This window comes from Streptomyces sp. NPDC031418, from assembly GCF_055581605.1.
Window position 1 is genome coordinate 1 of sequence record NZ_JBVIJC010000031.1, and the last position, 20,897, is coordinate 20,897.

Genomic DNA, 20,897 nt, shown 5'->3' on the forward strand with positions numbered 1-20,897 from the left:
GAGGACTCCACCGCGGTGGTGAGCTGCGAGACGGCCGTTCCGCTCGCGGGCACCTCCAGCCGGATGGTCATCGAGTAGGAGACGCTGGGCGCCGTAGCCATGGACGGGTTACTCCTTCGGTGCTTCATATCGTGTCGTTGCCCGCGGCCCGCCGGCCGCCCGGCATCAGGCGGCGGTCCCGGCGACGTTCTCCGGGCGCAGCAGGTCGGCCAGCTTCTCGGCCGGCAACAGGCCCTTCTCCAGCACGAGTTCGGCGACGCCGCGGCCGGTGACGAGGGCCTCCTTGGCGATGTCGGTGGCGGCGGTGTAGCCGATGTGCGGGTTGAGGGCGGTGACCAGGCCGATGGAGTTCTCCACGGTCGCGCGCAGCCGCTCGGTGTTGGCGGTGATGCCGGACACGCACCGGTCGGCCAGGGTGTGGCAGGCGCGCTCGAGGTGGGTGAGGGACTCCGACAGGGAGTGCAGGATGATCGGCTCGAAGGCGTTCAGCTGGAGCTGGCCGGCCTCGGCGGCCATGGTGATGGCGACGTCGTTGCCGATCACCTCGAAGGCGACCTGGTTGACGACCTCGGGGATGACCGGGTTGACCTTGCCCGGCATGATCGAGGAGCCCGCCTGCACCGGCGGCAGGTTGATCTCGCCCAGACCGGCGCGCGGCCCGGAGGACAGCAGCCGCAGGTCGTTGCAGCTCTTGGAGAGCTTGACCGCGATCCGCTTGAGCACCCCGGACATCTGCACGAACGCACCGCAGTCCTGGGTGGCCTCGACCAGGTTGGCCGCGGTGACCAGCGGCAGGCCGGTGATCGCCGCGAGGTGCCGGCGGGCGGCCTCGGTGTATCCGGCCGGGGCGTTCAGGCCGGTGCCGATGGCGGTGGCACCCAGGTTGATCTCGTGGATCAGTTCTACCGCCTCGGCGAGCCGGCTGCGGTCCTCCTCGATCATCACCGCGAACGCGGAGAACTCCTGGCCCAGCGTCATCGGGACCGCGTCCTGGAGCTGGGTGCGGCCCATCTTGAGGACGTCCCGGAACTCCACGGCCTTGCCGGCGAAGGCGTCCTGGAGGACGGCCATCGCGCGGAGCAGCCCGCGCACCGCGAACACCGTGGCGATCTTCACGGCGGTCGGGTAGACGTCGTTGGTGGACTGGCTGAGGTTGACGTCCTCGTTGGGGTGCAGGTGCCGGTAGTCGCCCTTGGCGTGGCCGAGCAGTTCCAGCGCGCGGTTGGCGACGACCTCGTTGGCGTTCATGTTGGTCGACGTGCCGGCGCCGCCCTGGATGACGTCCACGACGAACTGCTCGTGCAGCTTCCCGGAGCGGATCTCGCGGCAGGCGGCGACGATCGCGGCCGCCTTCTCGGGTGCCAGCAGCCCCAGTTCCTCGTTGGCGAGCGCGGCGGCCTCCTTGACGGCGGCCAGGGCGTCGATGAGGTGCGGGTACGCCGAGATGGGGGTGCCGGTGATGGGGAAGTTCTCCGTGGCGCGCAGGGTGTGGATGCCCCAGTACGCGTCGGCGGGTACGTCCCGGTCGCCGAGCAGGTCGTGCTCGCTGCGGGTGCGGACAGTCATGGACACAACAAATCCTTGTGGGAATGCTCGGAAGCCGAGAACACCGGAAAGCCGCGCGGGACGCGGTGGCGCACCGTGGGGTGAGGCGGCGCCGGCCAGGGCCGCCGCGGTCACGGGAGACCACTCTGTACGACCGGGACTTTTAAATCCATCGGGGTTTTGCGGGATGCGCTGTGAAGCTCCGCTTCACAGGGAGGGTGGGCGCCTGGTGTACTTCTCCTGTGATTGATCCGCGCAGACTCCGGGTGCTGCGGGCGCTGGCCGAGCACGGCACCGTCACCGCCGCGGCCGAGGCCCTCTACATGTCCCCGTCGGCGGCTTCCCAGCAGCTGGCCGCGCTGGAGTCGGAGGTCGGGCACATGCTGCTGGAGCGGCGGGGGCGGACGGTCCGGCTGACCCCCACGGGCGTGGTGCTGGCCACCCACGCCGGCCGCATCGCCGCACAGCTGGAGCAGGCGGAGGCCGACATGGCCGCCTGCTCGACCGGCCTGGCCGGCGAGGTGGCCATCGCCGCGTTCGCGAGTGCCATCACCGAGGTGGTGGCGCCGTCGATGGCCCGGCTGCGGGACCGCGCCCCGCAGGTGCGCATCCATGTGAAGGACGCCGAGGGGCACGCGAGCCGCCGGCTGCTCGTCGACGGCGCGGTGGACATCGCCCTCGCCGTGGAACACCGGGACCTCGTCGGCCAGAGCGGGGAGCAGCTGCTGCTCGAACCGCTCTACGCCGAGCCCTTCGACGTCGTACTGCCCTCGGGGCATCCGCAGGCGGCCGCACCCGAGCTGGCCCTGGCCGAGCTGAGCGAGGATCCCTGGGTCACGCCCTGGCCGGGCAACCCGGTGCACGACGTGGTGCTGCGGGCCTGCGAGGAGGCCGGATTCCATCCGCGGTCGGAGTGCCTGGCCGACGACTCCCGGGCGGTGTGCGCCCTGGTGGCCGCCGGTGCCGGGGTGGCACTGGTGCCCCGCTCCGCGCTGCACGGCATCACCTTCAAGGGCGCCGCCATCCGCCCGCTCAGCGGCGTCCGCCCGACCCGGCGGGTGTTCGCGGCCGTACGCAGCGGCAGCGAAGGTCATCCGCTGCTGCAAATGGTGCTGGACGCACTCCGCGACCAGGCCGCCGCCCTCGGCTCCTGACCCGCCCCCCGCCTCTCAGCCGCCGGTCGCGGCGGCGTCCAGCAGCGGGCCCAGTTCGCGGGCCGCCGTGGTCAGTGGCCGGACGTCCGCCTCGGCCCGGGCCAGGATGAGCGCGCCCTCCAGCGTGCTGATCATCAGCGCGGCCAGCGCGTCCGCACGGCCGGCCGGGACACCCATACCGGTGAGCGCCTCGGCCAGCGGAGTCCGCCAGGCCGCGAACGCGGCGGCCACCGCCTCACGGGCCGACCCGTCGGAGGCCGCGCACTCGACCACGGCGGCGGCCAGCGGGCAGCACGCGACGAAGCCGTCGGCCGTGTACTCGTCGGTCCACTGGTCGGCCATCGCCGCGAACAGCGCGCTCGGGGTCGGCTCGGCGAGCCCTTCGAGAAGGCGCCCGATGCGCTGGCCGGCGTACCGCCCGGCGAAGCCGACGGCCTCGTTGACCAGCTGCTGCTTGCCGCCCGGGAAGTAGTGCTGGAGGGAGCCGCGCGGAGCGGCGGCGTGCGCGGCGACCTCGCGCATCCCGGTGGCGGCGACGCCGTCGCGCCGGATGAGCTGGGCCGCGCTGGAGACCATCCGCTCCCGCGGTCCCCGCCGCGTCTCCCCCATGGCCGACCTCCGCTTTCTCGCCGCCTCCACTCTAAGTGCCGTTCCGACGGGGTGCGCCGGTTCCTCAGCGCCGCGGGACGCCGTAGACGCGTTCCACGCGCAGTCGTACCACCAGCCGCCGGTCGCGGACCATCGCGGCCCGGAAGTCGTCCCAGTCGGGGTGTTCGCCCTGGACGTCCCGGTAGAGGCGGACCAGTTCCTCGACGGTGTCGTCGTGCGGGTCGCGGGCGACCGGGGTCAGCTCGGCCGTGCCCTCGGCGACGGTGTACGCCCAGCGGTCGGCGCTGGTGACGTGGTAGGAGGCGCGGGGGTCGCGGCGCAGGTTGCGGGTCTTGGCGCGGTCGTCGGTGACGGAGATCCGGATGGTCCGCTCGTCGGGGTCGTAGGCGTGGCTGACGTTGGACAGCTGGGGCCGGCCGTCGCGTTTGAGGGTCACCAGGATGCCGGCGTGTCCGGCGGAGAGCAGCGGGAGAAGGGCGTCCTGTGAGGTGTCCTGAGTCATAAGGACGTCAACGGCGCCGCGCCGCCCGCGCATTCCCCGCACCTCACCTGAGTAGACAGTGTCTACTCCCTCTTGGTAGACACTGTCTATGCATGAGGACGACACGGGGCTGCGGGCTCGGCTGGTCGAGGCCGGGGTGGAGTTGCTGGCCACCGAGGGCGCGCAGGCGCTGACCCTGCGGGAGATCGCCCGGCGCGCGGGGGTCTCGCACGGGGCGCCGCGCCGCTACTTCCCGACCCATCTGGAGCTGCTGTCGGCCATCGCCCGGCGGGGCTTCGCCGAGCTGGCCGGGCGGGCCGGGGCGGCGCTCGACGGGGAGACCGGCGGACCGCGCGCCCGGGTGACCGCACTGGCGCGGGCCTATCTGGACTTCGCGCTGGACCGCCCCGGCATGTACGAGCTGATGTTCCGTCACGACCTGCTGGAGAGCGGCCGTCTGGGACTGCGCGAGACGAGTCTGCCGCTGTTCGGCCTGCTCGCCGGGCTGGTCGGCGAGGTACGGCCGGAGGGCGACGCCCGGCGGGTGGCGGGCGCGCTCTGGGCGAACCTGCACGGGCTCGCCCAGCTGTGGCGCTGGCGCAGCCTCCAGCTGGCCACCGGCCAGGAGGACCTGGCTGCCCTGCTCGACAGCGTGCTGACCGCCCATCTCGGTCCGCGGGAGAGCCGGTGACGCCGCGCTGGACGCTGACGAGCAGCGTCGCGGGCGCGGTGGTCGTCGCGCTGGACGGTACGGTCCTCACCGTCGCCCAGCCCAGCCTGCAACGGGAGTTGCACGCCTCGTACGCCCAGGTGCAGTGGACCAGCACCGGGTATCTCGTGGCGGTGGCGAGTCTGCTGGTGTTCGCCGGGCGGCTCGGCGACCGGTACGGCCAGCGTCGGGTGTTCGCGCTCGGCATGCTCGGGTTCGGCCTGGCGTCCGCCGGGATCGGGCTGGCTCCCGGGGTGGGCTGGGTGATCGGACTGCGGGTGGTGCAGGGCGTGTGCGGGGCGCTGCTCCAGCCGGCCACGCTGGGGATGCTGCGCGCCGCGTACCCGCCGGAGCGGCTCGCGACGCCGCTCGCGGTGCGGACCGCCGCGATCGGGCTGGCGGCGGCCGCGGGTCCGCTGCTGGGCGGGGCGCTGGTGACCGGGCTGGGCTGGCGGGCGGTGTTCTTCCTCAACGTGCCGCCCGCGCTGCTCTTCGGCCTGCCCGCGCTGGTGCGGGCTGGGGCCTTTCTTTCGGATCAGGTCGGCTGCGGCGCCGGCGCCATTCCGGCCGACCCGAGCGGGGTCATGGGGGTGCCCCCTGCTCATGGGGGTCCCCCCGCTCGAGCGGAGCCGAGAGTGGGGGAGGAGTCGAGAGCTTGGGGGAGCGTGCAGATGCAAGGCGGAGGACCGAGTCGACGCGATGGGGGTCCCCCCGCGCGAGCGAAGCCGAGCGTGGGGGAGTCGGCGAGGGACGACATCGCAGCAGATGTGCGTGCCAGGGCCCGCGACGCCGGCAAGATCCGAAAGAGAGGCCCTAAGCGGCGTCCGCCGGGCGCCGGGACGGCGCTGGACCTGCCGGGTGCGGTGCTGCTCGCGGTGGCGCTGGCCTGTCTGCTGCACCTGCCCGGCGGGCGGCCCGGTTCCGTGGTGTGGCCGCTCGCCGCGGCGCTGGCCACCGCCGTGCTGGTGGTCCACGAGCGGCGTACGGCGAGCCCGCTGCTGCCGCCCTCGGTGCTCGGTTCCCGGCCGGCCGCGGCGGCGCTGGGCGTCCTGGTCGTCGTGTCCGCCGCCCTGTCCGGCACCCTGTTCACCGCCACCTATGTGCTGCAACGGCGGCTCGGCCTGGACGCGTTCCAGAGCGCGGTGCGCAGCCTGCCGCTGGCGGTGCTGATGGTGGCGTCCGCCGCGCTGTGCCCGGTGGCTCTGCGCCGCTTCGGGGCGCGGGTCACCACCGCGGTGGCGGCGGCGGTGCTCGCGCTCGGCGTGCTGGTGCTGGCGGGGTCCGCCGGCCCGCCTGCCCTGGCGTGCGGATTCGCCTTGCTGGGCGCCGGGTTCGGGACGGTGATGGTGGCGGCGACCCAGGTGGTCGTACGGCAGGCCGAGGTGGCGGTGGCCGGGGTGGCGGGCGGTCTCCAGCAGACGGCGCTCAATGCCGGGCCGGCCGTCGGGGTGGCCACGGCGACCGCGCTGACCGGCGCGGGCAGCGGGACGGCGCTGGGGGTGCTGGCGGCCGTGGCCGCGCTCGGGGTGCCGCTGGCGTGGGCGCTGCCGGGCCGCGACGGCGTCGTGTCGATCACACACACCACTGATGAGCGGGTGTCGGAGGGGGTTCCTGCGCGACGATGAGCACCGTGTGCGTTCCGGCGGTCACGCCGGGGCGCACCGCGGACGACGTGAGCGGAGGAGAGCGATGGCACAGCTGCGGCAGGAAGTCGATCCGGGTGAGGCGGGGCTGGACCCGCAGGCGCTGGACCGCCTGGACCAGCACCTGGCCCGCCACGTCGACGAGGGGCGGCTGCCCGGCTATCTGCTGGCCCTGGCCCGCGGCGGCCGGGTCGCCCACCTCACCACGTACGGACAGCGCGATGTGGCGGCAAGGCTGCCGGTGCAGGCGGACACGCTCTGGCGGATCTACTCGATGACCAAGCCGGTCACCGCCGTGGCGGTGCTGCTGCTGGTGGAGGAGGGCAGACTCGGCCTGGACGATCCGCTGGAGAAGCATCTGCCCGCCTTCGCCGCCCCGCGGGTGTACGACGGCGGGGAGGGCGCGGGGATGCGCACCCGGCCGGCCGCCGGCCCGGTCCTGATCCGGCACCTGCTCACCCACACCGCGGGCCTGACCTTCGGCTTCTACTACAAGCACCCGGTGGACGCCCTCTACCGGGAGTCGGGGCTCGAGTACTCGGTGCCGCCGGGTGCGGACCTCGCCGAGACCGTCGAGGTGTACGCGAAGATGCCGTTGCAGTTCGACCCGGGGACGCAGTGGAACTACTCGGTGGCCTCCAATGTGCTGGGCCGGGTGATCGAGGTGGTCACCGGGCAGCCGCTGGACGCGTTCTTCGCCGAGCGGATCCTCGGCCCGCTCGGCATGACCGACACCGGCTTCCACATCGTGCCGGAACAGGCGGACAGGCTGGCCGAGTTGTACCGGGAGACCGACGAGGGCGGGATCACCCCGGTGGCGGGGCTGCCGGTGCACGGCCGGCCGCGGTTCCTGTCCGGCAGCGGCGGTCTGGTCTCCTCGGCGTACGACTTCCACCGGTTCATGGAGATGCTGCGCCGGGGCGGCGAACTGGACGGTGTGCGGCTGCTGTCCGCGGACACGCTCGCCCTGATGACGGGCAACCGGCTGCCCGGCAACGCCGTCCTGCGCGAGTTCGGCGCCCCCGCGCACCGGGAACCCGGCAACGACGGGCTGGGCTTCGGCTTCAACGTCTCCGTCGTGATCGACCCGGCCCGCACCCTGGCCCCGTCCAGTGCCGGCACCTACGGCTGGACCGGCGCGGCCACCACCGCGTTCTGGGTCGCGCCCCGCCAGGATCTCACCGTGCAGTTCATGACCCAGCTGCGGCCGAAGGGCCTCAAGGTCTTCCCGGAGCTGCGGCGGCTGGTGCACGCGGCGGTACGGGACTGACCCCGGCCGGCCGTCAGACCACGTTGGTCTCCGGGCGTGCGGCGCCGGCCGCGAACCGGTCGGCGCTCAGCGGGCGGACGTCCAGGAACGGGGTGCGGCCCAGGTAGAGGTCGCGGACCAGCTCGCCCACGGCCGGGCCCTGGAGGAAGCCATGGCCGGAGAAGCCGGTGGCGTACAGGAAGCGGGAGACCGAACCCGCCTCGCCGATCAGGGCGTTGTGGTCGGGCGTCACCTCGTACAGGCCCGCCCAGCCGCCGGTGCGGCGCAGCTCCAGCAGGGCGGGGGCGCGCTGCTCCATCGCCGCGCACAGCCCGGGGATCCAGCGGTCGTGGGTGCCGGTGGCGAAGCCCGGTGTCTCGTCCGGGTCGGACATGCCGAGCAGCAGGCCCGGGCCCTCCCGGTGGAAGTAGAGGCTGGTGGTGAAGTCGATGGTCATCGGCAGCGTCGGCGGCAGGTCCCGCACCGGCTCGGTGACGGCGATCTGCCGGCGCAGCGGCCGTACCGGCAGTTCGACCCCCACCAGTGCGCCGAGCGCCCGCGACCAGGCGCCGGCGGCGCAGATCACCGTGCCGGTCTCGATGCGGCCGCGGGTGGTGGCGACGGCGGTGATCGTGGTGCCGCGCAGTTCGATGCCGGTGACCTCGGTGTGGCGCAGGACGCGGGCGCCGCGAACGCGGGCGGCGGTGGCGTACCCGTGGACGACGGCCTCCGGGGTGCAGTGGCCGTCGTCGGGTGAGTAGGCGGCGGCGAGCAGCCCGTCGGTGCGGATCAGCGGGGACAGCCGGCGGGCCTCCTCGGGGGTGATCAGCCGGCTCGGCACCCCGAGGGAGTTCTGCAACCGCACGCCCGCCTCGAACGACGCCACCTGTTCGGGCGTGGACAGCAGGAAGAGATAGCCGACCCGGTGCAGTCCGATGTCCTGGCCGGTCTCCCGCTCGAACCGGGCGAAGGCGGCCAGGCTGCGGGCGCCGAGCCGGATGTTCAGCTCGTCGGAGAACTGCGCCCGCACCCCGCCCGCGGCCTTGGAGGTGGAGCCGGCCGCGAGTTCGTCCCGCTCCACGAGGACGACGTCCGGCACTCCGGCGCGGGCGAGGTGGTAGGCGATGCTCGTGCCCATCACCCCGCCGCCGACGATGACCACCCGGGCTCTGGGCTTCACGCCGCCTCCTTCACCGCGCGGATCGCTGTCGTCCAGGGATCCTGTCCCGCCGGGCGCGCCCCGAACCGGCGCACCGGGTCAGGAACCGTGGCCGACCGCGTCCAGGTGCGGCAGATGGTGGTCCATCCGCTCCCGCTTGGTCCGCAGGTAGGTGATGTTGCTCTCGCACGGCTCGATCAGCAGCGGCACCTGCTCGGCGACCTGGACCCCGTGCCGCACCAACGCCTCCCGCTTGCGCGGGTTGTTGGACATCAGCCGCACCGAGCGCACCCCGAGGTCGTGCAGGATCTGTGCCGCCACGCCGTAGTCGCGGGCGTCGACCGGCAGGCCGAGGGCGAGGTTCGCCTCCACCGTGTCCAGGCCCTCCGCCTGGAGCGCCATGGCGCGCAGCTTGGCCAGCAGTCCGATGCCACGGCCCTCGTGGCCCCGCAGGTAGACGACGACGCCGCTGCCCTCGGCCACCACCGCGCGCAGCGCCGCCTCCAGCTGGTCCCCGCACTCGCAGTGCCGGGAGCCGAACGCGTCCCCGGTCAGGCACTCCGAGTGCAGCCGGGTCAGCACGTTCTCGGTGCCGATCTCGCCGTACACCAGCGCGACTTGTTCGTCGCCGCGGTCGTGGTCCAGGTAGCCGATCGCCTGGAATTTCCCGTACGCGGTGGGCAGGGGCGCATTCACGACGCGTTCCGCTCCGGAACGCCGCGGGGACTTCGCGTTGAGGACGCCGAGGGTGACACCGGTGTTTTCTGTCATGATCTGATTCCTAAGCAGAGACGAAAGGCCGTGAAGAAGATGAGTGGTTCGGGCGCGCGGGCGGCAGACGGGGCGGCGTACGGGGTGCTGCCGACGGACACCACCGAGGACGTACGGGCGCGGGGGGCGGGCGGCTCAGCACAGGTCGCCGTCCTTCCCGTCGGCGCTTACGAACAGCACGGCCCGTACCTTCCGCTGGCGACGGACACGCTGGTCGCGTGTGCCGTGGCGCGGGAGATCGCGGCCGCGTACCCGGTGCACCTCCTTCCTCCGGTGACCGTCGGCTGCTCGCACGAGCACGCCGGCTGGCCGGGAACGGTCAGCATCTCGGCGGTGACCCTGCACGCGGTGGTGCGGGACATCGCGGACTCGCTGCGCCGCTCGGGCGTCGAGGCGCTCGTCGTGGTCAACGGGCACGGCGGGAACTACGTGCTCGGCAACGTCGTCCAGGAGGCCTCCGCGCGGGGCGAGAAGGCGGCGCTGTTCCCGGCGGCGGAGGACTGGGAGACGGCACGGGAGCGGGCCGGGGTGGTCACCTCGCTGCTCACCGACATGCATGCCGGGGAAATCGAGACGTCCATTCTGCTGCACGCTCATCCCGAATTCGTCCGTCCTGGTTACGAGTCCGCCGATTTCACCGCCGACGACCGGCGTCATCTGCTCACCGTGGGAATGTCCGGCTATACCGCGTCGGGTGTCATCGGCCGTCCTTCGCTGGGATCCGCGGAAAAGGGGAAGGAACTGCTGGCGAGCCTCGCCGAATCGTTCGCGCCGTATTTCGCGTTGCTCACGGCGCCGTCGGCCGCCGGCTCGGACGGGACGGTGGAATAGCGGCGCAGTCCGCCGTACCAGCGCGCGAGGAGGACGCCGGCGCCGGGCAGGCTCGCCACCAGGCTGAGCACGCCGTAGACGACGGCCACGGCGACGCCGGTGCTCGCGCCGAGCCCGGCGGCGCCGAACGCCCAGGCGGTGACGCCCTCGCGGGGGCCGAAGCCGCCGACGTTCAGCGGCAGGCCCATGGCGGCCAGGGCGAGGACGGCGAGCGGCAGCAGCACCACGACCGGAGCGGCGCAGCCGGCGACCCGGGCGGCGACGACGAACACCGCCAGATGTCCGGCCAGGACGACCGCGGAGGCGAGGGCCACCCAGGGTCCGCCGGGCCGGGACAGCAGCCCCTGGCGCACCTCGCTCAGCGCGCTGCGCACGGCTCCGCCACGACGGCCGGGGGAGCGGTTCATCCGTACCGCGAGGACGATGGCGAGGGCGCCCGCGGCGGCCAGGGCCAGCAGCGGTGCCAGGCCGCGGGCGGTGGCGCGGACCGGGGACGGCAGGGTCAGCAGCACCGTCGCGCCGACCACGGTGAGCGCGAGCTGTCCGGCGACCCGCTCCAGTACCACCGCCTTCACCCCGCGCCGCAGGTCGCCGGCGCTCTGTCCGTGCCGTACCGCCCGGTGCACATCGCCCAGGATGCCGCCGGGCAGGGCCGCGTTCAGGAACAGCGCGCGGTAGTAGTCGGCCACGGCGGGTCCCAGGGGCAGCCGGATGCCCAGGGCGCGGGCGACCAGCTGCCAGCGCCAGGCGCTGCACACGGTGGTGAGCGCGCCGATGCCGAGGGCGGCCAGCACCGTGGCGAGGTCGATGCGGCGCAGGCCGTCGAGGAGCGGTCCGGTGCCGAGCCGCCACAGCAGCAGCGTGACGAGGGCCAGGCCGACGGTGGTGCCGAGGTGCCGGCGCAGCGTACGGCTGTTCAGAGACCGGCGGGGTGCGGCCGGTTCGGGGCGCCGCTCGCCGTGCGGTGCCGCTGCCACGGTGCGGTGGCTCGCCACCGCCGTCCGCGTGCTCATGGCGTGCCGTCCGTCGGGCGGGGCAGGGCCAGCAGGTCGCTGTGGTGGACCACGGCCCGCAGCTCGCCGGCCGCGCACGCCGCCAGCCGGGCCTGGAGGTAACGTTCCGCCCGCTGCCGCAGCTCGGGGCGCTGTTCCACGGCCGCGCCCACCCAGCCGCGCAGCCACTGCTCGGTCAGCGCGGCGTGTTCGGGGCCGAGTCGCCAGGGGCTGGGCCGCAGATGGACCGTCGCGCCGCGTTCGGCGAACGCCTCGCAGGCCGCGGTCACCGCGTCCGGGCCGAGCATCCCGGTGCGCCGCTGGTGGGCGTTGAACGCCTCGGTGATCTCGGCGTCCAGCGGGTCGGCGGGGGTCAGTTCGACGCGTCCCACGACGGACAGGGTGAGCAGCGCCGGGCAGCCGGCCGCCGTACAGGCGTCGGCGAGGGTGTCCAGCTCGTCCCGGGTGAGGACGTCGAGCAGCGCGGAGGCGGTCACCAGCGAGGCTCCGGTCAGCGCTTCCGGGGTGAGCCGGGCCACGTCGGCGAGCCGGGTCTCGACGGTGACCCGGCTGCCGTCGGCCGCCGCGGTCGGAGTGGCCACGGCCGCGAAGTGCAGCAGGTAGGGGTCGCGGTCGTGCAGGATCCAGTGCTGGGCGCCGGCGAGGCGGGGGGCGAGCCAGCGGCCCATCGAGCCGGTGCCGCAGCCCAGGTCGTGCACGGCCGCTCCGCCGCTCCCGCCGGGCCCGGCGGCCGGCCGGTCCCGGAGCAGGTCGAGCAGTTCCGGCGCCCGGGCGGCGGCGTCGGCCGGTTCGCGCAGCCGCAGCCACTCGGGGGCGTACCGCGGCGGCTCGTCGGGGGCGCTGTCCCGCAGTCGTACGGTCTCCCGCTCGCCGGTGCGGGGCACCGGCCCGGCGCCCGCGACGACCGGCGGCTCCAGAGGTACGACCTCGGTCTTCGGGGTGTTCATGCGGCCCTCCTCGGGCTGGTGGGGAGGTGGCCGAGCACTCCGGCCAGGCTGCGCGCGGTGGCGGCCCAGCCGCCGAGGGCCGAACGACGGCCGCGGGCGGCCTGCTTCAGCCGGCGGCGTACGTCGGGCTCGCCGAACCAGCCGCGCAGTTCCGCGGCGAGCGCGCCGGGGTCCGCCGGCGGGACGAGGATGCCGGGCACACCGCCGTCGGGGGCGCGGCCGACCGCCTCGGGCAGTCCGCCGACGTCGGTGGCGAGCACCGGGATGCCGCGGGCGAGCGCCTCGGTGACCGCCATGCCGTAGGTCTCGGCGTGCGAGGGGAGCACCATCAGGTCGGCGGCGGCGTAGTGGGCGTCGAGGTCGGCGCCGGCGCGCGGGCCGGTGAGGCGCAGCCGGCCGGCGAGGCCGTACCGGTCGATGAGGGTCCGCAGCCGGGCGACGTACTCGGGGTCGTGGCCGAGGCCGCCGACGCACTCGCAGGTCCACGGCAGGTCGCGGACCGTCGCCAGCGCCTCGATCAGCAGGTGCTGGCCCTTGCGCGGGGTCACGGAGGCCACGCACAGCAGCCGGGAGACGCCGTCGGTGCCGGGGGCGACGGGGGCGATGTCGGCGCCGGGCGCGGCCAGGTGCACCCGGTCGGGGGCGAGCCCGTGGTGGGCGACGAGGCGGCGGACCGCCCAGTCGCTGGTGGCGACGACGGCGGGGACCGCGCGCAGCACGGCCCGCTCGCGGGTGTCGAGTTCGGCGGCGACCGCCGGGTCCAGGCCGGTCTCGTCGCCGAGCGGGAGGTGCACGAGGACCGCGAGGCGCAGGCGTTCGGCCGCGGGCACGACGAGCTCCGGCACACCGCAGGCGACCAGCCCGTCGAGCAGCACGACCGAGTCGTCCGGCAGCTCCCGCAGGGTGCGGGCGAGCCGCTCGCGGGCGGGGCCGTCCGGGCGCGGCCAGCCGCCGGGGAGCGGGTGCCGGGTGACCTGCCAGCCGAAGCCGGGCAGGTCCAGGCAGACCCGGCGGTCGTAGACGTTGCCGCCACTGGGCGCGGCCGGGTCGTCCACGCCGCCGGGCAGCACGAAGTGCACGGTGCGCAGGGACATCGGGATGATCCCGGGGTTCTGGGCGGCGGGGGGCCGCGCGTGCGGGCGGGGCGGCGCCGGCCGCCGTACGGTCAGGTCGGTCACAGGGCACGCTCGTAACTCGCCCAGGCGATGTGCGACTCGTGCAGGGTGACGGTGAGGCCGGCGATGCCCCGGGCGCCCTCGCCGAGGGCGCCCTTGTGGACGCGTTCGGCGAGCCGGTCGGCGATGACCTTGGCGAGGAACTCGGTGGAGGTGTTGACCCCGGCGAACGCGGGCTCCTCGTCCAGGTTGCGGTAGTTCAACTCGGCGACGACCGCGCCCAGTTCCTTCGTGGCCAGGCCGATGTCGACCACGATGCCGTCCTCGTCCAGCTGGGCGCGGCGGAAGGTCGCGTCGACGAGGAACGTGGCGCCGTGCAGTCGCTGCGCGGGCCCGAACACCTCGCCGCGGAAGCTGTGGGCGATCATGAGGTGATCGCGGACGGTGATGCTGAACAACGGACGACCCTCCAGGTGCGGCGCGTCTGGTCCCCCTGCCCTTGCCCGCCGGGGGATGCCGTGTAGTACGGCTCTTCGCTTCCCCGTGTTCAGCCTCTCTCACCCTTTTTCCTCAGGTCAGGCGCTGCTCTTCGGCGAGGTCAGGCCGCCCCTGGATAGCGGATGCGGTGGCACAGGGCGGGGATCTCGCCGGCGGCGAGCCGCGGCAGCACCTCAGGGAGCTGTTCGAAGCCGCTCTCGCCGGTGATGAGCGCGTCCAGCGCCGGGTCGGCGAGCAGGTCGAGGGCGAGCGCCATCCGCTCGGCGTAGCCGCGGCCGGGCCGGGCGGCCGGGGAGACCGTGCCGACCTGGCTGCTGCGCACGGTGAGCCGGCGGGAGTGGAATGCCTCGCCGAGCGGCAGGGTCACGCGCCGGTCGCCGTACCAGCTCAGTTCCACCACCGTGCCCTCGGGGGCGAGGAGTTGCAGGGCGCGGTCGAGGCCGGCCTCGGTGGCGCTGGCGTGGACGACGAGGTCGCAGTCGCCGAGGGCGTCGGCGGGGGCGGCGAAGTCGACGCCGAGTGCCGCGGCGGTCGCGGCGCGGGCCGGGTCGGCGTCGACGAGTTGCAGCCGTACGCCGGGGAAGCGGGCCAGCAGCGCGGCCACCGAGCAGCCGACCATGCCGCCGCCGACCACCGCGATCCGGTCGCCGATCAGGGGCGCGGCGTCCCACAGGGCGTTCACGGCGGTCTCCACGGTCCCGGCGAGCACGGCCCGTTCGGCGGGCACGGCGTCGGGTACGACGGTGACGGCGCTCGCGGGGACGACGTACCGGCTCTGGTGCGGGTACAGGCAGAAGACGGTACGGCCGAGCAGCGCGGCCGGGCCCTCCTCGACCACACCGACGCTGAGATAGCCGTACTTCACCGGGCCGGGGAAGTCGCCCTCCTGGAACGGGGCGCGCATCGCCGCGTGCTGACTCTCCGGCACCTGGCCGCGGAAGACGAGCGTCTCGGTGCCACGGCTGACGCCCGAGTACAGGGTGCGGACCAGGACCTGGTCCGCCGCGGGCGCCTCGAGGGTGAGGTCGCGCAGCTCGCCGTGGCCCGGCGAGCGGAGCCAGAAGGCGCGGGCCGTACGGTTCACCGGCGTTCTCCGCAACGGTTCATCGGTGTCTCCTGAACGATCGGGAAGTGGTTCACGTACCGAGAAGTGCACAGGCCGCGCACAGTACGCGGCGTTGATCGACTCTGTCACTCGGCCGGAGGGTGTGCGGTGGCCCTGAACAACACATATGACGCGAGGTCGCAGCAGGAGACCGCGGTGGGAGCGGGCGTCCAGATCCTGCTGCTGGCCCTGCTCGGCACGGCGATCGGCATGGGGCCGGCCGGCTGGCTGACGGGGCTGGCGTTCGCGTTCGCCACCTGGGCGGTGCTCTCCCGTGCGCTGCACCGGTCCCGGCTCAGCTCCTTCGGCGCCGCGAACCGGGTCACCCTCGGCCGGGCCACGCTGGTCGGCGGGGTGACCGCGCTGGTCGCGGACTCCTTCGAGAGCGCACCGCCGGTGACGCTGCTGGTCGCCCTGACCGCCGTGGCCCTGCTGCTCGACGGCGTGGACGGCAAGGTGGCCCGGCGCACGGGCACCGCGACCGCGCTCGGCGCGCGCTTCGACATGGAGGTCGACGCGTTCCTGATCCTGGTGCTGAGCGTGTACGTCGCCATGCAGCTCGGCCCGTGGGTGCTGCTGATCGGCGGGATGCGGTACGCGTTCGTCGCCGCGGCCCGGGTGGCGCCCTGGCTGAACGCCCCGCTGCCGCCGTCCTTCGCCCGCAAGACCGTCGCGGCCGTCCAGGGCGTCTGCCTGCTGCTGGCGGGCGCGGAGCTGCTGCCGCGGGCGGTGAACCTCGCGGTCGTGCTGCTGGCGCTGGGCTCGTTGGTGTGGTCCTTCGGCCGGGATGTGCGCTGGCTGTGGCGGACCTCCCGGGCAGCGGTCCGAGCGTCGGCCCCGGAGCCTTGCCTGGAACCGCTGGTGCCTGCGGCGCGTTGAGTCCGACGGCGACGGCCGGGCCCGTTCCCTCCTGCGAGGGGACGGGCCCGGCCGCCTGCTACCGTCCGGCAGCCGGTGTCACGGCCGCGCGGACCGGGTCCGTACGATCGCGAAGACCGCGCCGGCGAGGCCCAGCACACCGGCGATCAGACCGGCGATGCCCAGCCCGCGGGCGGTGGAGTCACTGCTGCCGGACGCCGTGGCCCGGGCGGCGGCGGTCCGGGCGGGCGCGGGGGCGGCGCTCGGGTCACCGGCCGTCAGTTTCAGCACCGGCGCCGGGTTCTCCGGCTCGTCGCCGCCGGACGGCTCCTCGATCCAGCGGACGACCTTGCCGTCGGAGTAGGTTTGCAGCGTCTTGAAGACCAGCGTGCCGGTGTCGTCCGGGAGCCGGCCGAAGGCGACGTCGAAGTCCTCGTACTGGCCGGGGCCGATCCTGCCGCCCGTGAAGGTGATCGCGGAGGCGGCCTCGGTGATGGTGCCGTCGTCCGTCTTGACCGGCTTCTTGAGCTTGCTGGTGGTGACCTTGGCGGTCCAGCCGTCCTGCGGGTGCACCAGGACACCGAGGACGGGGTGGTCGGTGGGCAGGAACACCTGGACCTTGGTGGTGGCGGCGGTGTCCTCCTCGTTGGGCACGCGCAGGGTGAGCAGCCCGTCGGTGGCTCCCTTGGCGTAGCTCTCGGGGTGCACGGTGACATGCGCGGCGGCGGCACCGGCGGCGCACAGGACCGCGCCGGCGGCCAGGGCGGTCACGGTGCCGGCCCGGCGGAGGGTGATACGGCTTGCGGGCATGGGGGATCGATCTCCGTACGGGTGTCGGGTGAGGTGTCTGGTCAGACCGGGTACGGGATCGGGGCCGGGGGCCCGCGGCGGTGCACGGTGTGCCGCAGCCGGAGGCGGCGCAGGGGCCCGGGACCGGCGAACGCGCGCAGCACGGGCCCGCGGGCAGTGGGCAGCGGGGCGTCCCGCCACCAGGCGACGAGGCCGGGAAGGAGCGTGCCGGCCCGGCGCAGCAGCGACCACAGCGCGGCCTCGCCCCGCCACAGCCACCAGGAGGCGGCCAGCGCGGCGAGCAGATGGGCGGCGGTGGCGTGGGCGACGGCGGTGTGGGCGTGCATGGGGGCCATGGGGGTGGCGCCCGTGCCCCGGTGGGCGGCGTCGAAGCCAAGGTGGAGCCCCGCCTGGGTGAGCAGCATGGCCGCGCCGATGCCGGGCAGGGACCGCTCCCGTCCACCGAGCGTCCAGCCGAGCCCGAACACCGCGCCGAAGGCGGCCGCGTCGGCACCGAGCGGCGGCAGGTCGCCCATGGCGAGGCCGTGCCCGGCGACAGCGAGCAGCACGCACACCGCGGCGAACACCGCGGCGCGCAGGGCTCTCACCGCCGGCGACGCGCTCATGACGAGGCATCCTCCCACGGTCGCCTGATACGCAGGGCAGCTCCCGGCCGTTCACCATCCCCGACCGAACGGCGGCGATCCGCGTCCCGCAGAACACCGGCACACGACGGCCGCCACACCCTGCGCCGCCCGCGAGCGGCTACCCCCAAACCCCGGCACCACCGACGCCGACACGGCTCACCGAGGTGGCCGACCACCGCCTCGGCCAGACCCGGCGGGCGACAGCGGAACGGCACGTGACACGAACCACGCCTACCCGACCGGCACCGCTCCTGGCACCGGGCCGCAGCCCGCCGCCCACCCACGCCGACACAGACCGCCGACGTAACCGGCCGCCGCCTCAGGCCCAGCGGGCCACAACGCAGCGGCACCTGGGACGAACCACCGGACCAGCCCGCCCACCGGACCGGCATCGCCCCTGGCACCGGGACACAGCCCACCAGCTCACCCGCAGCCGACCACCCGCAGCCACCCGCCAGAGCCCACCGGCGGCAGCGCCGGTACGGCCCACCGGGTAGCCGCCCGCTGCCTCCAGCCCGGCCGGCGGCAGCGGAGCGGCACCCGCCTACCGGACCGGCGCCGGGCCCGGCGCCGGGGTGTAGCCCGCTGGGCGGGTGGTGAAGGTGCCTCGGCCCTGGGTGCGGCTGCGTAGGCGGGTGGCGTAGCCGAACAGCTCGGCCAGGGGGACACGCGCCGTCAGGACGGCCGTACCGGCGCGGGTCGTGGAGCCGGTGACCCGGCCGCGGCGGGCGGCCAGGTCGCCGAGGACCCCGCCGACCGCGTCCTCCGGCACGCTGACGGTGACGTCCGCGACCGGTTCCAGCAGGACCGCCGCGCAGTCGCGCAGGGCGGCGCGGAGCCCGAGCCGGCCGGCGGTGCGGAAGGCCGTGTCGGAGGAGTCCTTCACATGCGTGGAGCCGTCGGTCAGGGTGACCCGCAGCCCGGTCACCGGGTGCCCGCCGAGGGGTCCCTCGGCGAGCGCGTCCCGGCATCCGGCCTCCACCGCGCGGATGTACTCCTGCGGCACCCGGCCGCCGACCACCGCCGACCGGAACGCGAACCCGGTGACGCCGGCCTCCGGGCCGAGCGGCTCCACGTCGAGGACGACATGCGCGAACTGCCCTGCCCCGCCGTCTTGTTTGACGTGCCGGTACACGAATCCCCGCACCCCGCGCACGACGGTCTCGCGCAAGGCGACCCGCGGCCGGCCGACGACGGCGTCCGGGCCGCCGTCCCGGCGGATCTTCTCCACCGCGACCTCCAGATGGAGTTCCCCCCGGCCGGACAGCACGGTCTGCCCGGTCTCCCCGTCGGTGCGCACCACCAGCGAGGGGTCCTCCTCCGCCAGCCGCGCGAGCGCCGCCGTGAGCCGGCCGGTGTCGGTGCTGCGGCGCGCCTCGACGGCCACGGACACCACGGGCTCGGCGGCCGCGGGCGGTTCCAGCAGCAGCGGCGCGCCGGGGTCGCAGAGCGTGGCGCCGGCCCGGGCCGTCTTCACCCCGGCGAGCGCGACGATGTCCCCGGCGACGGCGCGTTCGAGCCGGTCGTGCCGGTCCGCCATGACGCGCAGGATCCGCGCCACGCGTTCGGTGCGGCCGGTGCCCGGGTCCCACACGGTGTCCCCCTGTTCGATCGTGCCCGAGTAGACGCGCACATGGGCCAGGCGCCCGGTGCTGTGCGCGTTCACCTTGAACACCAGCCCCGCGAACGGCGCTCGCGGGTCGGCGGCCCGCCGCTGCTCGGTGCCCTGGTGTTCACCGCGTACGGCGGGCACGTCCAGCGGGGAGGGCAGATAGTCCACGACCGCGTCCAGCAGTGGTTCGATGCCGCGGTTGCGGTAGGCGGAGCCGCACAGGACGACCACGCCGTCGCCGCTGCGGGTGAGGTCGCGCAGGGCGGTGGTGAGGGTGGCGGCGGAGAGGGTCTCGCGGTCGCAGAACTCCTCCAGCGCGGCCGGGTGCCGTTCGGCGACCGCCTCCTCCAGCGCCCGGCGCCGTCGTACCGCCTCCTCCCGCAGTTCCTCGGGCACCGGACCCCGCACCGCCGTACCCTCGCCCGCGGGCCAGACCACGGAGCGCATCCGGACCAGGTCCACCACGCCGGTGAAGCCGTCCTCCGCGCCGATCGGCAGCTGGACGAGGAGCGGGGCGGGGTGCAGCCGGTCGCGGATCGAGGCGACGGCCCGGTCGAGGTCGGCGCCCGCGCGGTCCAGCTTGTTGACGAAGGCGATCCTCGGTACGCCGTGCCGCTCGGCCTGCCGCCACACCGACTCGCTCTGCGGCTCGACCCCGGCGACGGCGTCGAAGACGGCGATCGCCCCGTCCAGGACCCGCAGCGAGCGCTCGACCTCGTCGGCGAAGTCGACATGTCCGGGGGTGTCGATGAGGGTGATGCGGTGGCCGTCCCAGGCGCAGCTCACCGCGGCGGCGAAGATGGTGATGCCGCGGTCGCGTTCCTGCGGGTCGAAGTCGGTGACGGTGGTGCCGTCGTGCACCTCGCCCCGCTTGTGGGTGGTGCCCGTCGCGTACAGGATCCGCTCGGTGACGGTGGTCTTGCCGGCGTCGACGTGGGCGAGGATGCCGAGGTTGCGGACGGTGGCGAGGGTGCTGGTGTGCGTACGCACGGCGCGGTGCCTTTCGAAAGGGTGGTGCTGGAAAGGGACAGCGCGATGTCCCGTGGCCGGGTGGCGGAAGGTGACGGTACGGCGAACGCCGTAAGGTCGCCGAAAGGTCGCCGGAAGGTCAGTGCGGCGGCACGGGAATCCGGTGCCGGCCGCGCAGCGGGCACCGGAGGGCCGAGGACACCAGGATCACCTCGGACCGCGAAGGGGGAACGACGACGACGGTACGGTCACGCACGTCCGGCTCCCCTCGGTCCTCGACTGGTCTGATGCGCGACGCCGGGGTGTGAACGGGCCGGGGCTGCGCGGTACTTCGCCGAGTCTAGGAAAAAGGAGCGGACGCCGCGTACCGGTTTTCCGTGCCGGGCGGCGTCCGCGGGGGTGTCGGAAGGCTCAGGCCCGGCGGGCGGAGCTGAGGATCATGTACGGGGCGAGGGCGGACGCGCTGACCCGCTCGGCCTCCGGGGCGGCCGGGGTGTCCGTGACGGGCTCGGGGAAGCCGGCCTTGGTGTACAGCTCGGTGTAGGCGGACAGCGGACGGTAGTAGCAGCCGGTGGTGACGGGGGTGCCGTCGAGCTGGCGCAGGACGGTGGGCACGGGGTCGCCCTCGGCGTAGGAGACGCCGGCGTCGCCGTACCGGAGGGTGGAGAACTCCTCCCCCACCGCGGCGGGGTTGAGGTCGGCGAGGACATAGGGCGCGCCCGGCCGGAGCACGCGGTGGATCTCGGCGGTCAGTGCGGCGAGCCGGGCGGAGTCGGCGTCGGTGCAGTAGACCAGGCAGCACACGGCCGCGTCGATGCTGGCGTCCGGGATCCAGTCCAGGGAACGGCCGTCGAAGCGGCGGTAGTCGACGCGCGGGTGGGGGCGGTCGGCGCGGGCGATGTCCAGCATGTGTGCCGAGGGGTCGACGCCCTGCACCGACCAGTTGCCGGCCTGCGCCAGTTCGAGGGAGAGCGCGCCGGTGCCGCAGCCGATGTCCAGCACCGTGGCGCCGGGGCCCGGACAGGGGCCGACGCGGTCCAGCACGGTGGGGAAGATGAGCTGCCGGGCCAGGCGCATGTCGCGGTCGCGGTAGGCGGCCGCCGCGTCGGGGGTGTCCCAGACGAGCGGCTGCTGCGGGTCGGGAGCGGTCATGGTCCTGTCCTCCAGATGGGTCGGGCCGCTGCCGCGGCCAT

General features: G+C 74.5%; 19 protein-coding genes and 1 pseudogene. 6 read left to right on the plus strand and 14 right to left on the minus strand.

The window, feature by feature from the left end:
• Positions 1 to 165: 165 nt before the first annotated feature.
• Positions 166 to 1,566, minus strand: coding sequence for an aspartate ammonia-lyase (aspA, locus tag ACZ5CZ_RS34450; protein ID WP_450786241.1), 1,401 nt, complete (start codon positions 1,564 to 1,566; stop codon positions 166 to 168).
• Positions 1,567 to 1,787: 221 nt separating this feature from the next.
• Here aspA and ACZ5CZ_RS34455 point away from each other — a divergent pair, with 221 nt between their 5' ends.
• Positions 1,788 to 2,699, plus strand: a complete 912-nt coding sequence (locus ACZ5CZ_RS34455) for a LysR family transcriptional regulator (RefSeq protein WP_450786240.1) — start codon at positions 1,788 to 1,790, stop codon at positions 2,697 to 2,699.
• 15 nt (positions 2,700 to 2,714) lie between these two features.
• Here the strand turns inward: ACZ5CZ_RS34455 and ACZ5CZ_RS34460 are convergent, their stop codons facing one another.
• Positions 2,715 to 3,308 (minus strand): TetR/AcrR family transcriptional regulator, encoded by a 594-nt coding sequence (locus tag ACZ5CZ_RS34460; protein ID WP_467550588.1) that lies wholly within the window; start codon positions 3,306 to 3,308, stop codon positions 2,715 to 2,717.
• Between the two features lie 64 nt (positions 3,309 to 3,372).
• Positions 3,373 to 3,810: a PPOX class F420-dependent oxidoreductase gene (locus ACZ5CZ_RS34465; protein ID WP_385848515.1), complete on the minus strand. Its 438-nt coding sequence runs from the start codon at positions 3,808 to 3,810 to the stop codon at positions 3,373 to 3,375.
• Between the two features lie 88 nt (positions 3,811 to 3,898).
• Between ACZ5CZ_RS34465 and ACZ5CZ_RS34470 the strand changes: the two genes are divergently transcribed.
• The 3 genes from ACZ5CZ_RS34470 (at position 3,899) to ACZ5CZ_RS34480 (ending at position 7,411) form a co-directional block, all read left to right on the plus strand.
• On the plus strand, positions 3,899 to 4,480 hold the full coding sequence (locus ACZ5CZ_RS34470; RefSeq protein ID WP_468948509.1) for a TetR/AcrR family transcriptional regulator: 582 nt from the start codon (positions 3,899 to 3,901) through the stop codon (positions 4,478 to 4,480).
• Entirely contained in the window at positions 4,477 to 6,123 is a 1,647-nt protein-coding gene (locus tag ACZ5CZ_RS34475) for an MFS transporter (protein ID WP_468948511.1), read from the plus strand. The genes ACZ5CZ_RS34470 and ACZ5CZ_RS34475 overlap by 4 nt, the downstream gene beginning before the upstream one ends.
• A 64-nt stretch (positions 6,124 to 6,187) precedes the next feature.
• Positions 6,188 to 7,411 (plus strand): serine hydrolase domain-containing protein, encoded by a 1,224-nt coding sequence (locus tag ACZ5CZ_RS34480; protein WP_468948513.1) that lies wholly within the window; start codon positions 6,188 to 6,190, stop codon positions 7,409 to 7,411.
• Between the two features lie 13 nt (positions 7,412 to 7,424).
• Here ACZ5CZ_RS34480 and ACZ5CZ_RS34485 read toward each other — a convergent pair whose 3' ends face one another.
• Positions 7,425 to 8,570, minus strand: coding sequence for an NAD(P)/FAD-dependent oxidoreductase (locus tag ACZ5CZ_RS34485; protein WP_385842807.1), 1,146 nt, complete (start codon positions 8,568 to 8,570; stop codon positions 7,425 to 7,427).
• A 78-nt stretch (positions 8,571 to 8,648) separates the two neighbouring features.
• Positions 8,649 to 9,320 carry a GTP cyclohydrolase II gene (ribA, locus tag ACZ5CZ_RS34490; protein ID WP_385842808.1) on the minus strand — a complete coding sequence of 224 codons (672 nt, stop codon included), beginning with the start codon at positions 9,318 to 9,320 and terminating at the stop codon, positions 8,649 to 8,651.
• A gap of 39 nt (positions 9,321 to 9,359) precedes the next feature.
• On the opposite strand from ribA, the gene ACZ5CZ_RS34495 reads away from it, so the two are divergent.
• Positions 9,360 to 10,151, plus strand: a complete 792-nt coding sequence (locus ACZ5CZ_RS34495) for a creatininase family protein (protein WP_385843019.1) — start codon at positions 9,360 to 9,362, stop codon at positions 10,149 to 10,151.
• A 56-nt stretch (positions 10,152 to 10,207) separates the two neighbouring features.
• Here the strand turns inward: ACZ5CZ_RS34495 and ACZ5CZ_RS34500 are convergent.
• From ACZ5CZ_RS34500 to ACZ5CZ_RS34520, 5 genes and pseudogenes are all read right to left on the minus strand, one after another.
• A pseudogene (locus tag ACZ5CZ_RS34500) lies at positions 10,208 to 11,164 on the minus strand (lysylphosphatidylglycerol synthase transmembrane domain-containing protein); the annotation flags it as partial.
• Positions 11,161 to 12,111, minus strand: coding sequence for a hypothetical protein (locus tag ACZ5CZ_RS34505; RefSeq protein WP_468948516.1), 951 nt, complete (start codon positions 12,109 to 12,111; stop codon positions 11,161 to 11,163). The gene ACZ5CZ_RS34505 and the pseudogene ACZ5CZ_RS34500, both read right to left, overlap by 4 nt.
• The gene (locus ACZ5CZ_RS34510; RefSeq protein WP_468948518.1) at positions 12,108 to 13,289 is read right to left on the minus strand and encodes a glycosyltransferase family 4 protein; all 1,182 of its coding nucleotides are present in this window, start codon (positions 13,287 to 13,289) and stop codon (positions 12,108 to 12,110) included. The genes ACZ5CZ_RS34505 and ACZ5CZ_RS34510 overlap by 4 nt, the downstream gene beginning before the upstream one ends.
• Positions 13,286 to 13,684, minus strand: coding sequence for a 6-pyruvoyl trahydropterin synthase family protein (locus tag ACZ5CZ_RS34515; RefSeq protein WP_450786225.1), 399 nt, complete (start codon positions 13,682 to 13,684; stop codon positions 13,286 to 13,288). The genes ACZ5CZ_RS34510 and ACZ5CZ_RS34515 overlap by 4 nt, the downstream gene beginning before the upstream one ends.
• A gap of 140 nt (positions 13,685 to 13,824) precedes the next feature.
• Positions 13,825 to 14,808 carry a zinc-dependent alcohol dehydrogenase gene (locus ACZ5CZ_RS34520; protein ID WP_468948520.1) on the minus strand — a complete coding sequence of 328 codons (984 nt, stop codon included), beginning with the start codon at positions 14,806 to 14,808 and terminating at the stop codon, positions 13,825 to 13,827.
• A 129-nt stretch (positions 14,809 to 14,937) separates the two neighbouring features.
• Here ACZ5CZ_RS34520 and ACZ5CZ_RS34525 point away from each other — a divergent pair, with 129 nt between their 5' ends.
• Positions 14,938 to 15,708, plus strand: coding sequence for a CDP-alcohol phosphatidyltransferase family protein (locus ACZ5CZ_RS34525; protein WP_385842813.1), 771 nt, complete (start codon positions 14,938 to 14,940; stop codon positions 15,706 to 15,708).
• Positions 15,709 to 15,786: 78 nt separating this feature from the next.
• Here the strand turns inward: ACZ5CZ_RS34525 and ACZ5CZ_RS34530 are convergent, their stop codons facing one another.
• From ACZ5CZ_RS34530 to ACZ5CZ_RS34545, 4 genes are all read right to left on the minus strand, one after another.
• Positions 15,787 to 16,497: a YcnI family protein gene (locus ACZ5CZ_RS34530; protein ID WP_385842814.1), complete on the minus strand. Its 711-nt coding sequence runs from the start codon at positions 16,495 to 16,497 to the stop codon at positions 15,787 to 15,789.
• Positions 16,498 to 16,538: 41 nt separating this feature from the next.
• Positions 16,539 to 17,102, minus strand: coding sequence for a hypothetical protein (locus ACZ5CZ_RS34535; protein ID WP_385842815.1), 564 nt, complete (start codon positions 17,100 to 17,102; stop codon positions 16,539 to 16,541).
• Between the two features lie 565 nt (positions 17,103 to 17,667).
• Positions 17,668 to 19,725, minus strand: coding sequence for an elongation factor G (gene fusA / locus ACZ5CZ_RS34540; RefSeq protein WP_468948523.1), 2,058 nt, complete (start codon positions 19,723 to 19,725; stop codon positions 17,668 to 17,670).
• Between the two features lie 390 nt (positions 19,726 to 20,115).
• Positions 20,116 to 20,856 carry a class I SAM-dependent methyltransferase gene (locus ACZ5CZ_RS34545; protein ID WP_385842817.1) on the minus strand — a complete coding sequence of 247 codons (741 nt, stop codon included), beginning with the start codon at positions 20,854 to 20,856 and terminating at the stop codon, positions 20,116 to 20,118.
• Positions 20,857 to 20,897: the final 41 nt, after the last annotated feature.